Origin of the sequence: Streptomyces johnsoniae, from assembly GCF_031845565.1 — a bacterium.
GTDB classification, from domain to species: domain Bacteria; phylum Actinomycetota; class Actinomycetes; order Streptomycetales; family Streptomycetaceae; genus Streptomyces; species Streptomyces johnsoniae.
Genome location: NZ_JAVREV010000004.1, coordinates 316,022 through 329,293, shown reverse-complemented (window position 1 = coordinate 329,293; position 13,272 = coordinate 316,022). Strand labels below are relative to the sequence as shown.

8 protein-coding genes are annotated in these 13,272 nt (G+C 68.4%); 3 read left to right on the top strand and 5 right to left on the bottom strand.

Annotation, left to right across the window (positions count from 1 at the left end; all coding sequences use genetic code 11):
* Positions 1-9: 9 nt before the first annotated feature.
* Together RM779_RS09705 and RM779_RS09700 are read right to left on the bottom strand one after the other, a co-directional pair.
* The gene (locus RM779_RS09705) at positions 10-636 is read right to left on the bottom strand and encodes a hypothetical protein (protein ID WP_311617261.1); all 627 of its coding nucleotides are present in this window, start codon (positions 634-636) and stop codon (positions 10-12) included.
* Complete coding sequence (locus tag RM779_RS09700) at positions 633-1,865, bottom strand: AAA family ATPase (protein ID WP_311617260.1); 1,233 nt, start codon at positions 1,863-1,865, stop codon at positions 633-635. The genes RM779_RS09705 and RM779_RS09700 overlap by 4 nt, the downstream gene beginning before the upstream one ends.
* 291 nt (positions 1,866-2,156) lie before the next feature.
* On the opposite strand from RM779_RS09700, the gene RM779_RS09695 reads away from it, so the two are divergent.
* Entirely contained in the window at positions 2,157-3,218 is a 1,062-nt protein-coding gene (locus RM779_RS09695) for a beta family protein (RefSeq protein ID WP_311617259.1), read from the top strand.
* 19 nt (positions 3,219-3,237) lie between these two features.
* On the opposite strand, the gene RM779_RS09690 is transcribed toward RM779_RS09695, so the two are convergent.
* Positions 3,238-3,702, bottom strand: coding sequence for an ATP-binding protein (locus tag RM779_RS09690; protein WP_311617258.1), 465 nt, complete (start codon positions 3,700-3,702; stop codon positions 3,238-3,240).
* 146 nt (positions 3,703-3,848) lie between these two features.
* Here RM779_RS09690 and RM779_RS09685 point away from each other — a divergent pair, with 146 nt between their 5' ends.
* Positions 3,849-4,715: a helix-turn-helix domain-containing protein gene (locus RM779_RS09685; protein ID WP_311617257.1), complete on the top strand. Its 867-nt coding sequence runs from the start codon at positions 3,849-3,851 to the stop codon at positions 4,713-4,715.
* The gene (locus RM779_RS09680) at positions 4,712-4,945 is read left to right on the top strand and encodes a DUF397 domain-containing protein (RefSeq protein ID WP_311617256.1); all 234 of its coding nucleotides are present in this window, start codon (positions 4,712-4,714) and stop codon (positions 4,943-4,945) included. Before RM779_RS09685 ends, RM779_RS09680 begins: the two co-directional genes overlap by 4 nt.
* Before the next feature lie 80 nt (positions 4,946-5,025).
* On the opposite strand, the gene RM779_RS09675 is transcribed toward RM779_RS09680, so the two are convergent.
* Positions 5,026-10,194: an Eco57I restriction-modification methylase domain-containing protein gene (locus tag RM779_RS09675; protein ID WP_311617255.1), complete on the bottom strand. Its 5,169-nt coding sequence runs from the start codon at positions 10,192-10,194 to the stop codon at positions 5,026-5,028.
* 13 nt (positions 10,195-10,207) lie between these two features.
* A complete protein-coding gene (locus RM779_RS09670; protein WP_311617254.1) occupies positions 10,208-13,240 on the bottom strand; it encodes a DEAD/DEAH box helicase in 3,033 nt (1,010 codons plus the stop codon).
* Between the last annotated feature and the right edge of the window lie 32 nt (positions 13,241-13,272).

Below are 13,272 nucleotides of genomic sequence, written 5' to 3'. Positions count from 1 at the left end.
CCGAGGCGGCTACCAGCGGGTCAGCTCGGCCATGAACTCCTCGAACGACCGGTTCTTCCCGTCGGGCACCAGAAGCTTGCCGTCACTGCCGAGGGCGTTCTCCATGACGCGGGGCGCGTCCGACTCTTCATAGGGCGGCTTCCACGAGTGCTCTTTGAGTCTTTTCTTCGGATCGTGGACTTTGGAAAGGTCACATCCCCGGTATCTGTCCTTGAGGACCCACCCGGCATTGACCTTTCCGAAGGCGGCGGGGAACTGCATGAGCCAGGCCTCGGTCTCCCACGCGGCGAGGGCGAGGGCCGACGGGCAGGAGAACGCCTTGCGGAGCTCCGCACCGATACGGGCGCGGACCCGCACGTACTGGTCCTCGTCGACGGTGTCGAGATCGACGTGGACGACGATGCCCGTCAGCTCCGACCTGGCCGCGGCCACCTGCGCGAGCCGGCGGATCTCGTTGACGCGCGGGGTGAGTTCCTTGTCCGCCAGCCGCAGCGCGGTCTTCTTCTTGATGTTGAGGATCTTCGCGTCCTGCCGGACGGCCCGGATGAGATGCCGGAGCACCTGCCGGTCGTTGTCGCCCTCACCCGCGACGACTATGACCGGGCTCTTCCCCTTGGTGCTGCCCTTGCCGCTCATAGACCGCCCCCCAGGGTGTTCGCGAACCACAGCTCACCGAGGGGCATGCCCTCGGAAGCCTCCCTGGCCTGCCGGACCTCGTCGGCCGTGAGAGCCGGAATGACGGAGGCCCCGTTGCTGCGACGCTCGCAGACCACGAACTCCTCGGGCTTCAACTCGTCCACGAAAACCGGTGAGTGGGTGGTGACGAGGAACTGCGCCCGGCGGCTCGCCGCCCGCAGACGTCCGGCGAGACGTTCCAGGGCATGCGGGTGGATGCCGTGGTCGATCTCCTCGATACAGGTGAGGACCGGCGGGTCCGGGTCGTGGAAGATCGCCAGCAGGCAGAGGATGCGCACCGTTCCGAACGAGGCGTCCTGGAGACGGGTACGCCCCCGCAGCCCTGTCTCCTCCAGCTCGACCGACAGGTAGTCCGGTCTGCCGGGCGCGGGAACGATGTGGATGTCGTGGAGCTGGGGAACCACCTCGCGCACATCGTTCAGCAGCGCCTCCCAGACGACCCGGCGCCCTTCGCCGTCCCTGACGTCGCGAAGTGCCTTGAGGAAGTCGGCGAGGTTGGAGGCGTCCTCGGCGAGGTGACGCCCCGAGGTGCTGATCGGGGACGGCCGCCGGGCGGCCCGCACGTCCGGGTCGAACACCCGGATCTCGGACAGGTGCCGCCGGAACGCCGCCACCGCACCGGCGGACGGACTGCCCTCGGGCATCGGCAGCAGCACCTCCTGGTGCAGGGCGGAAGCCATGCGCCCGACGCCGGTCCCCCCGGCCCCGTCCTCGTCTCCCAGCGGGCTGAGCACCAACAGCGAACTGCCGCCCAGCTGCACCGCTGTCTCGGTGTCCCGCACCGGGTGCGCAGTGAAGTGCTCCCGCCGGAACATCGAGTAGCGCTCACGGGACCCCTCCGGCAGGCGGGCGCGCGACACGCTCAACTCGTAGCGGTCCGGTGCCGCTTCGGAAGCAAAATCGGACCAGACGCCCTCGATGCCGACGGTGATCCGGGACACGGGTTTGCGGCCACCGCGGAAGGCCAGGACGTCGAACCCGCCCCGAGCGTCGAGCGCCCGCTCGATTCCCCGGCCGGACACGTCCCGCAGGAACTCGATGGCCTGCAGCACGTTCGACTTGCCTGCCGCGTTGGGGCCGACCATGACGGTCAGGGGGCCGAGGGGCAGCTTCGTGTCGGTCAGCGTGCGGAAGTTGCGCACCGTCAGACCGGAAATGCGGTGGTTCACGCCTCGCCCATCGTGAAACGGCCGGACGGCAGCGGCCCGGCGGACTGGTCCGGCGCTCGGCGGGCAGCGGACGACCCCTTCGGTGACCGGTGCTCAGCCCTCTTCCCCAGCCGGACACTTGGCGCGTCCGGCCACCGAGCACTACGAACAGTACAACGCACGTCACACGAGTACCAGGCGCCTGCGGATTTCGGCCATACGGGCTGAAAGGGCCCTCTTTCCCGATATGTTGCCGCCCGCCGATCCTGAGGGGGAGGGAAGCGCACGGGCAGTGCCAAGGGGGAGCCGCAATTGGCCGAACCGCTCTACGTCCCCGTCCTACCCGTCCGAGAGCATGCCCGGCTGGCCTACCAGGATGTCCGGTCGGGTGTACAAGCGGCGATGGCCCCGCTGTGGAACGTACCGCCGTGCTCCGATCTGCCTCCGGCGGAGCTCGTGACCACGCCCTGGAAGAAGCAACTCGATCGTATGTGGGGCTCCTGCCATGATCACCCTGGTTGGGTCGACGCGCCGTTCGCCGAGAAAGCGCACATCCCTGCTCTCTCGGAGATCTTCGCCAAGGATGCGGACTTCCTTGCCCCGCCGTGCCCGGTGACCGGTCCCGAACGGAGCGAGGCCCAGAAGGCCGCCGCATTGGAGACGGCACGCCACCACGGCGGCGGACTCGGCCTGCGGGTGTGCGTGCCGGGGGAGTGGGACAGCCGTGCGGCCGAGGCCGCTCAACGGCTTCTGGTCCATGTCGAACGCGAAATGCCCGTCGATCTGCTGCTGGACCTGGGCAGTGTTCTTCCGGGGCGCCCCGACGCGAGCAAGGAGGCGTTGCGGGCCTTGGACGCCCTGTGGCCTCTGGCGGACTGGCGCGTTGCCGCGGTGCTCGGCGGAGGGTGTCCGCGGTTGGCAGACGACGACGTGCCGAGGTTCGGTCAGCTGCACGAGGAGCCCCGTTCCGACTGGGGTATGTGGCACGAGATGCAGATGAGTGGCCGCGACTACCTGGCAGAACTCGTCTACGGCGACTACGGCGTTCAGCCCGTCAGCAGTCTCGCGAACGAGTCGGACGGCGGGAGGCCGCCCTGGGGCGTCCTTGCTTACACCACCGACGACTGGTTCGTGCTGTGCAAGGTGTCCAACCTGGAACCCGATCGAGTGGCGGGCATCCGGGCGGCAGCGCGACTCCTCCGGGATCTGCCCGAATTCAGGGGCGCGGCTGCCAGCACCGGGGAGACCTGGCTGCACAACTGTGCCGGAGGCCCGGTCACGGTCGGTAAGGGCGCCGGGCAGCCCCAGCACTGGCTGCGTGCCGGAAACACCCAGCACATGACGCACGTCGTCCGGAGCCTGCAACGCCGCTGAGCGGGCCCCCTCCTGGCCCTCATCGGAGATGCAACTCGGCCCACACGGTCTTCCCGGGCGCACCGGGCCGCGGGAGGACCGCCCAACGGGTGGCCAGCCGGGCAACGATGAGCAGCCCTCGGCCCGACTCGGCATCCGCCGGCGGCTCCTGGCAAGGCAGTTGCGGTGCGCACTCGGTGAGGGTGTCGGTGACCTCGACGCGCAGGACCTGCCCCGCCACGGTCAGACGGACGTGGAAGTCGCGGCCCGGTACGTGCCCGTGGTGCACGGCGTTGGCGGCCAGTTCGGCGGTGATCAGCGTCAACGTCTCGTTGGCGTGGCCGTCGCACGGGTGACCCCACTCGGCGAGCCGACGCGAAACCAGGTGCCGGGCCAGGCGGGCACCGCGCCCGGAGGAGGTGAAGCGCATCGAGAACTCGCGGTGCGCGTGCGGGGTGTGAGTTTCGACGGCCGCCACTGGTGAGAGGGAAGTTTCGACGTTCATATGGTCCACGTTTCCGTCGCGGATCTAGTGTGACGAGATACGCCGCGCACACGGCAGCTTGCTGTACGTGTCCGGTCGGCGTGTGTATGCCGGTCGGAGCGTGACGGCCGACGCGGGGGCGCGTTGAGCGACGGAGGTGGTGCGAGATGAACGAACCGACGGACGGGGCGGACGAGGCAGCCGGTCCCCGGGAGGAGCCGGAGTCGGAACCGGAGGCCAGCTCGGGCATCCTGCGGGTCTTCGGGCGGCAGTTGAAGCTGTTCCGCCTCCGGGCGGGCCTGCAGCGCCCGGAGTTCGGCGCGCAGGTGGGCTACTCGGTGTCCACCATCTCATCCTTCGAACAGGGCCGCCGGGTCCCTCCGCCCCAGTTCATCGACCAGGCCGACGAGCTGCTGGACGCCGGCGGCATCCTGAAGGAGATGAAGGAGGAGGTCGCCCGCGCCCAGTACCCCGCGTTCTTCCGCGACGCGGCCAAGCTGGAGGCGCACGCGGTCGAGCTGCACGTGTACGACACACACCTGGTCAATGGCTTGTTGCAGACTGAGGAGTACGCACGGGCAGTGTTCACGATGCGGCGCCCCTTGCTGAGCGACGAGACGATCGAGCAACGAGTCGCCGCCCGCCTTGCTCGACAGAAGATCTTCGCCCGGACACCAATGCCTACGATCAGCTTCGTCATCGAGGAGTCCGTGCTGACCCGCCCGTTGGGCGGCCAGTCCGTGATGCGTGGACAGCTGGAGCAACTTCTGGTGTACGGGCATCGACGAAACGTCGAGATCCAGATCATGCCCAACAACCGGGAAGAGCACGCGGGTTTGGCAGGGCCCTTCACCTTGATCGAGACGCAGGAGGCGCGGAGATGCGCCTACGTGGAGGCATATAATTACAGCCGTCTCTACTCAGATCGGGGTGCGGTTCGGGAACTTGAAGAGCAGTATGGGCTCCTTCGAGCCCAGGCACTCACCCCGCGAGAATCGTTGGCACTTGTTGAGGAATTGCTTGGAGGGGCATGAACGTCGAAGAGATGGCTTGGGATGAGCACGCATCCGCTCGGTGCAACGGTATTGATGAAGGTCATCGTTGGCGCGCGAGTAGTTACAGCAGCGGCGAAGGGGGGCAATGCGTCGAAGTGGCTACGTACGCTCATATCGTCCACGTGCGGGACTCGAAGGACATAGCTCAAGAAGGGTTTGCGGTGAGGGCTGCTGCCTGGGGCGCATTCCTTCAAATCGCGGCCCAATAGAGTCCGCGGCAAGAAGCTGAGCTGATTGCCCCTGACGTGTCAGGAGCAGGGGCAATCAGTAGTGGAATAATTCGCATCGGCTAGGCTTCCGACTCTCTTGGGGGTGGAGGCGTCCAGCGTCCTGCGGCCACGTCCGCATCCAAGCGTGCCTGGAAGTGCGCGTGCGCTGCCCTCATCTCGGTCTCCCGGTCAGCCTTGTAGAAGGGGGCCTGGTAGCCAGCCGGAGGCGGCGTGTGCTCCGGGTCTTTCAGGTGGGCGAGGAGGTCGATATAGTCCTGCTTGGTCTGCCCGTGGCCGTATGTGTTGAAGTCGGCAGCGATCTTCCGGCCGTTGGCGTCGAAGTAGGACGCCGACTCGTAGGCGTAAAGCTGCGGGTAACGCGACTTGAAGATTGCAGTGAGTTGGTCGGCGGTGATGCCGAGCCAGACCGCAACGAGGGCGTCGAGTTCGACCTGCGCAGCCCGACGCTCGTGCTCGGTGCGCAGTGGAGTGCCGTAGTGCCAAGTGGGCTCTAGATCCTCTGGAAGAGGTTTTAGGCAAGGCCAGTGGGGGTTGGCCCAGTCTTCGTGGATCGCCCACTGGGGAGTGAAAAGTTCCTGCCAAATCGGAGCGTAGTGATTGCTGAGGGCATTCAGCCGAAGAGAACGCAGCAGCAGGGCCGAGGCGAGAGGGTGCTCAGGGGCAGGCGCAGGCATCTTGCGTGCTTCGCTGGACTGAAGGTGACGGCGGCCCGTGATTCGCAGCAGATAGTCCAATGGGAGTGCGGACCAGAACCCAGCGCTTAGAGCCGTGAGATGATTGTTCGCCAAGGCCATCGATGAAACGCTGTCAATGTGCGCGGGTCCAGGCGGAATGAGAGCAGCGTGAAGGCAACGGCTACTGTCGAAGGGGATCATTCTCCGCCATAGTAGTCGGTAGAATTCGGTGGACGGCTTGCCGTGCCAATTCCCCTGGGCTGCCAGATAGGTCGCCTCGTCGGACGCTCGTACGTAGTTCGTCACGGGTGCGAAGTCCTCGGGGAGTTGCGCTGGCGCCAGCAATTCCCAGTCCCTATTGCTTCGGCATGGAACCTTCGGTTGCTTCGAGAAAGGGAGAGATGCCGCGAAGTGGGGTCCCTGCAGAATGACGTCCGTGAGGTCGGTGACGTTTTGGTTGCCCCAGCGGATCAGTCCGTCTCGTTTAGCAGCGCCCTCGTCATAACCTGTTGTGATCAGTGGATCGTAATCGTCCACGCTGTGTGGGTGCTCGGCAAGCGCCTTGATGGCCTCCTGTTCTCCACGAAGGACAGGGTAAAGCAGAGGAGCCTCACCTGCTGAGGCCGTCGAGCCGGTCAGAGCTTGCCAGTTGACTAGTAGGGCGGTGTCCACATGTACTACGCGTTCACGGTGAGGCCTGATATCCCATGAGCCATTATGTTTAATTGCGGGAGTGGGGCCTCGGCCATCGTGAGTCAGTGAGTTCGTAAGGGTGGTGGCGCCGCGAAGTTCGCTAACGTGCAGAAAGTCAGGTGCTCGCGGCGTGCCGTAGATGTGCATGCCGAACTCTTGGGACCAATTCAGATCATCGAATGCCCATCTGGATGAATTCACGAAATGGGCGTGAACTCGAAGATGTTTATACGCGGCGGCCCGGATGGCCCCTTCGCGTACACCGCCGAAGTGGGTGTCCGGGTGAATCAGACCTGCCTTGCCGTGCGGTGCGACGTGCAGCCACACTTGAGCCATGAAGGCACGGTAGAGATCGCCTCGGGTGCCAATAAGGAGTGGGTAGGCAGTCGGGCTGCCCAGTATAGTGATGTCTCCTGCAACGATGGCCAGTTCATTGAGGAGGAAGTCCGGGCCGGACGCATGCGTAGCCAGCGCGTCGCCCTTGCGGAGGCGCCATTCCTCTGCACTTGGTCTTTCCGCCAGTGCGAACCACGGCTCCAGTTCGGCCAGAACCAGGTTTTCCTGCCACTGCGGCCTCACCCATGGCGGGTTCCCCACCTGCAAGTCGAATCCGCCTTGTGTGAAGACCTGGGCGAATTCCAGTTCCCAGTGGAAGAAGCCCTGCGCCTCCGCGATGTCTCGTGCGATCGAGGTCCACAGGAAGCGGTCCGACAGTTCGTGGAAGCGGTCCATGCCCATCCACTCGGGCAGTTCGTCCTCGTACACCGACAAGTCGTCGAGGGTGGAGAATGTCGACACCAGCGACTCGCTCGGCACGTCTTGCGTGCCCAGCAGCGCTTCCGCGAAGTCGAGCCAGTCGTCCAGGTTCGCCAGGGCGATGACCGGGTTGCGGCCTTTGAAGTGTGCCTGGCGCCTGCCCACTCGGCGGCGGGATACCGAATCGCGGGTCAGGGTCAGCTGTCTGGGGTCGGCCGTGAAGCCGGGGAGGGCGTCTTCTTCCCAGGTGAGCAGAACGCCGGAGTCCTCGTCCTCGGTGGCCGGTTCCGCCGCCGCGTCCGACGCGAACTCCGCCGCTCGTTCGGCCAGTGCCCTGGCCCGTGCGTACCGTTCGTCCGTGCCGTTCAGCAGTGCGGCCTCCTGCACCGGCCAGAACCACAGCGCGCACCACGTGTCCATCAGCGTCTTGAGCCGCCAGTACGGGGTGTCCGCCGCCGTCAGGTCCGCCAGGACCTCGTCTCGCTGCACCGCGACCTCCGGCCGGCGCAGCCAGTCCTCCTCCGCGCCCCAGACGTCGATCCGGCGGGAGATGTCGCGTTCGGACAGCTCAAGGCGCCGCACCACTAGGTCCCACAGGTACTCGGCCCGCCGGGCCAGGCCCTGAAGGCGGGTCGTCTGCTTGGGGGTTGGTGACTTGGTGATCGCCCGCCGCCAGGCGCCCAGCGCCTTCGCGTGCTCGGGTGCGAGCGCCTTCGCCTCCTTCTCGGCCGCGACCGCGCCCCACTCCTTCGCCGGAAGCAGGAAGTGGTGCACGGCACCCTCCGGCAGAGGTTCGCCCGCCAGCGGGATGCGTTCGGGCGTCGCGCCGAGCCAGCCGCCCTTCTTCAGCCGGTCGGGCGCGTACACCTCGCGCCGCCCGCCGACCAGCGAGTTGCCGCGTCGCAGGTGCAGGCCGAACCAGGGGGCTTCCATGCCCGGGTGCATGGTGTTGAGCCACAGGGAGACCTCGGCCAGCTCCACGGCCGTGTCGTTCAGGTCGACGCCGTACGAGTTGTGCAGCGCGATGTAGGCCTTGACCTTCTGGAGTTCGATGGCGTACTGCTCCGTCTCGATCGATTGCCCCTTCTCGCGCTGCCGCAGCCGCAGGTACTCGGCCGCGACCTGGTTGATCGCCTCGTTGAGGAACGCGCCGGAGCCGAGGGCCGGTTCGCAGATCCGCCAGTTCAGCAGCTCGCGGGCCTCGGTGACGGTGCCCTCCGGGTTCAGCCGCTGTTCGAGCGTGAGCTGCACGGTGACCTTCGTCAGCGACTCCGGGGTGTAGTACGAGGCCGAGGTCTGCCGGTCCCGGCCCGAGAGCCGGTACACGAACGAGCCCGGCGCGTATCGCACCCGCAGCTCCTCGCCTGTGTCCCGGTCGCGGCGGCGGACGAACACCGAGTCGGGGTACTCGTCGATTTTCGACTTGGGCACCAGCCACGAACCGTCCTTCGGGTCGCCGCCCTTGGCGACCTCGTACAGTTCCTCGCCCGCGATGAAGCCGCCGTACGACATCAGGCCCTCGTACACGGCGCCCAGCTGGTTGATGCCGAGCTGGGCGTAGGAGATGAACCCCCCGCGTTCGCCCTTCTTCCCCCGCGTGATCATGAGGCGGTGCAGCACCTGGTACAGCGTGGCGTTGCGCAGCCGGGTGTCGAGGTGCCGGACGGCCTCGCCGCGGGCGCGGGCCTCGTCGGAGTCGTGGCGCGGGTCGGGGAGGGAGTCGGCGCCGATGAGGCGGATCGACTCGGGTTCGAACAGCTTGCTGCGCAGCGGCTCGAAACGCAGGCCGACGTCCTCGCTGGTCTTCGCGCCGACGGGCGTGGGCTCGGCGGCCGGACCGTGGGTGCGGCGCGAATGGTAACCGGTCTGCACCTTGCGGAACAGCAGGTCGAGCGACTCGTACAGGTAGAAGCCGGCGCGTGCCTCCTCGCCGACCGGCTCGCGGTCGGCGATCAGTTCGCCGAGGCGGCCGAGCCCGTACCCCTGCTGGTACTCGGGGTGGTCCGTCGGCAGGATGCCCAGCTCGGGCCGGGCCTCGGCGTACAGCAGGAACAGGACGCGGTACAGGTAGCGCAGCGACTCGCGGGTCAACTGGCGGCCCAGCTCCTTCAGGTCGCCGATGTCCTCCGGGCGGATGCCCTGGTCGCGCAGCCGGGCCAGCACCTCGTTGGCGATCAGCTCGACGCTGGTCCGCAGCCCGTCCCGCAGCTCGCTGGAGACACCCACCGCGTGCCGGGCCGATTTCCCGAGCAGCTGGGCGAGAGGGTTCTCGCCCCCCTCCTCGGGGGTGCGCAGCGAGTCCGCGCCGAACAGCGCGGCCACGGTGTCGAGTTCGCCGCCCGCCCGGGTGTCGTTGCGCTGCAGCGCCGTGTCCAGGGAGACCGCGAGGTACCGGCCCTCGCCCCACACCGCGCGGTCGGCGAGCACGAGGACGCCGCCGCCGAGCAGCAGCACGTACCGGGGCGGCTCCTCGCAGGCGAACAGGAACGAGGCCAGCTTCGCGCCCGCGGTCAGGGCCGTCGAGCCGTCGAGCGGAACCTCCTGGAGCAGACGGCCCCGGCCCTCGGGGTCGAGGGCGGCGTCCGGTTCGGCGGCCCATCCGCAGTCCACCGCGACCAGGCCGTTCTCGGCGTGCGCGACCGGGACTTCGTACGTCTGCCCGGCGCGCACCGCCGTGAGCGGGCGCGGCTTCGCGTCGTACCCGAGGGCCCGCAGCACCTCCGCGTTCAGGGCCCGTACCCGTTCGCGCCATTCGGGGGAGTGGAACGTCAGGGCGTCGTCGTCGGTGTCGCGCACGGCGATGATGCCGTCCTCGTCCTGGGGGAGGGCGAAGAAGGAACGCGCCCTGAAGTACGCGCGGCGCAGCTCCCGCAGTCCGGCCCGAGGCGTCACGGGCAGCTCACCGCGTCCGGGCTCCGCCGCCTCGTCTGCCTCGTCCGCCCCGTCCGCCGCCGGGGCACCGCCGGCCCGCGCGGGGGGCTTCGCGGCCTGTTCGCGTTCCTTCCAGGTCTGGAGCAGGCCCGACTTGAGGTCCTTCGGCAGCACCTCGGCCAGGTAGTGCGCCGAGAAGTAGTCGCCGCGGTTGACGAGGGAGTCGTACGTCATGGCTCGGCTTCTCTCAACGGGTCACGGAGGCTCGGGGCCCGCGCCACCAGGCGGCCGGTGCGGACAGCGGCGGGGGACCGAGCAGAACGGGCGGCGGCGCGTCCGGGGCGGGATCACCGGGCTCCGGAAGGAGCACCGCCAGCACGCGGAGCAGCGGGCGGCCGGTCGTCAGCAGGGAGTCGGCGAGGTCGGCCAGGCGTTCCTTGGCGCGTTCCCCGAAGAGGGCCGGCTGGTGCCAGGTGGCGAGCCGGCGCTTGTACTCGGCGATGGGCCCGCGCAGCGGCTCCTCCCAGGCGTCGCGACGTTCGGCGAGGAACGTCTCCGCCGTGCGCAGAACGTGCGGCAGCGCCTCGCGCAGCGGCTCGGCGTCGCGGTAATGGCGCTCGTTGGCCATGGTCGGGCCGACCCCGCAGCGGTGCAGCAGCGAGACCATGTCCTCGTCGACGGCCCCCGCGCGCGTCACGCCCATCCACTTGACGACCGTCGGACGGCCGAGCTTGTTGGAGTACACGCCCTGGACGAGGTGGATCGGCTCCGCCACGTTCGCGGTGATCATGGGTGCTTCCTGGCGGCCCAGGCGGACGAGGACCTTGTCGGTGAGCCATTCGATCACCGGGTGCAGGTCGGTCAGCAGGGAGACGTCCGGCCAGCTCGAATCGGACGACTCCCGGGCCCGCTGGAGGGAGTGCTCGGCGAGGCGGCGGTTGAAGGTGACCAGGAGCCGTTCGCGCAGGCGCTGTTCGCGGAGGTAGTCCAGGGGCAGCGCCTTGAGCCGGTGGACGAGGTCTGGGGGCGGACGGAAGGAGAGCAGGCCGGACTGCGGGTCGCGGTCCAGATGCAGCCGGTCGTGGGCGTCGGGGTACACCTCGCCCAGCGCCTCGTCCAGGAAGTGCGCGGTGGAGTGGAACAGGCGGGGGAGTACGGGGGAACCGGTGCCGCGCCCCTGCGTGTCCGGGCCCGTCGGTCCGGTCGGTCCGGCCCGTTCGGTCGGTCCGGCCCGTTCCGCGGGCGCTTCGTCCGGCGCCTCGTCCGGCGCCTCGCCCACGGGGCCGAAGAACTCGGCGAGGAACGCGTCCATCCCCGCGTCCTCGCCGTCCGTTCCTGGGCGGCGGGAGTCGAGGGACTCGTCCACGGACTTGCCGTGCAGCAGGTCCTGAATGAGGGACTTCTCCTCCGCCTCCGCCCGGTACAGGCCCGTCACGGCCTCCGCCGTGCCCAGCGACCGGTGGGCCTGACCCTCGCGTTCCAGCAGCCGCTCGGCGACGGCCGTGTCGTCCTTCGCGCCTTCCACCCCGCTGGTGAGGATCAAGGCGCGGAACTCCGGCGAACGGGCCTGGCCGTAGCGGTCGATGCGGCCGTTGCGCTGCTCGATCCGGATCAGCGACCACGGCACGTCGTAGTGCACGAGCTGGTGACACTGGCGGTGCAGGTTGACGCCCTCGGAGGCCACGTCGCCGGTCAGCAGCACCCGCACGGGCGTGTCGGCCAGACCGAACTCCTCGACGCGCGCCATCTGCTGCTCATCCGTCAGGCCGCCGTGCATGACACGGACGCAGTCGCGGGCCGCGCCGCCCTTGAAGCCGAGGGCGGCCGGGAGGACCCGGGCCAGCCACGTGAGGGTCTGCACGCGCTCGGAGAAGATCACCACCCGGGCGTCCGAGCCGGGGCCGATACCGAGCACGTCCGTCAGCTGGTGCACGAGGGCGGCGAACTTCGCCGAATCCGCCTCGGTGAGATCGGCGGCCAGCTCCGACAGCCGGTGCAGGGCGGCCCGTTCGGCGGCCGTCTCCCGCGGGGCGTTCTTCTTCTCCAGGGTCTTCACACGGGCGGCCACGGTCGCCCGCAGCGCCGAGTGGGAGGACAGGAACGACTTGAGCAGGGTGTAGGGGAAGAGGGGAACCGAACTGACCGACGGCCGGCCGTCGCGGGGCAGCCAGCCGGACGCCAGCTCCTCGAAGATCCTTTCCTCGGCGGGAGTCGCTGGGCAGCGCACCGAGCGGGACGGGCCGCGGGCCGCCCACTGGCCCCTCATCTGCTCGCGGACCTCGGGGCTGATCTTCGTGCGGCGGATGAACAGGTGCCTGATGTCGTCGGCGCGGTAGTGCTCCGGGTCACGGATCGCCACCGGGTCCAGCAGACCGATCAGTTCGGCGAACGACTTGGCGTCGCCGTTGTGCGGGGTGGCGGAGGCCAGGATCAGGGCATCGGTGCGGGGAGCGAGGAGCCGCGCGAGCTGGTTTCGCAACGAGCCGCGGTTGATCAGATTGTGCGACTCGTCGATGACGACGGCGTCCCAGCGGATCCGCTCCAGGTGATGCCGGTACTGGTCGGTGTTCTTGAGGGTGTCGATGGAGACGATGACCCGTTTGTATGACGTGAACGGGTTGCGGCCCGCCGGGATCTCCCGCTGGATCCGCTCGATGCCGACCGAGTCGAGCCGCACCAGCGGGATGGAGAACCGGGTCCACAGCTCCTGCTGGAACTGCTCCAGCACATGCTGCGGCGTGACGACGAGGATGCGTTCGCCCCGGCCGCGGCGGATCAGTTCGGCAAGTACCAGGCCGATCTCCAGGGTCTTGCCCAGGCCGACCACATCGGCGATCAGCAGCCGCGGACGGAGGTTGGCGCCGGACAGCGCCAGCTCGGCGGGCCGCCGCTGGTAGGGCAGGGAATCCATCAGGAAGGAGTCGGCCAGGGCGAGGCGGCGCTCCGACTGGGGCAGCGCGGTGCGGCGCAGCACCGCTTCGAGGAAGAGGCGGGAACGCCGGTAGTTCGGTGAATCGTCCGGGACCAGGCGCGTATCGCGCGGGTCGAGCAACTCGATCCGGTCCAGGCCGGAGAAGAACACGGCCTCCTGATCGCGGACGAACTCGGAGACGCCGACGACGTCGAGCCGGGTCCCGTCGTCCGTGGTCGGCACGGCGTGTTTGACCAGCCACTCCTCGTCCCGTACCAGAACCTGCGCACCCGCCGGGTACTGCGCCTGAACCGCCTGGTCCGATGCTGTGGCGGGGCCGCGCTCCGCGCTGGTGTGGACGGCGGTCACCTGTGGCCTCCCGGAGCTCTTGGTTCGTACGC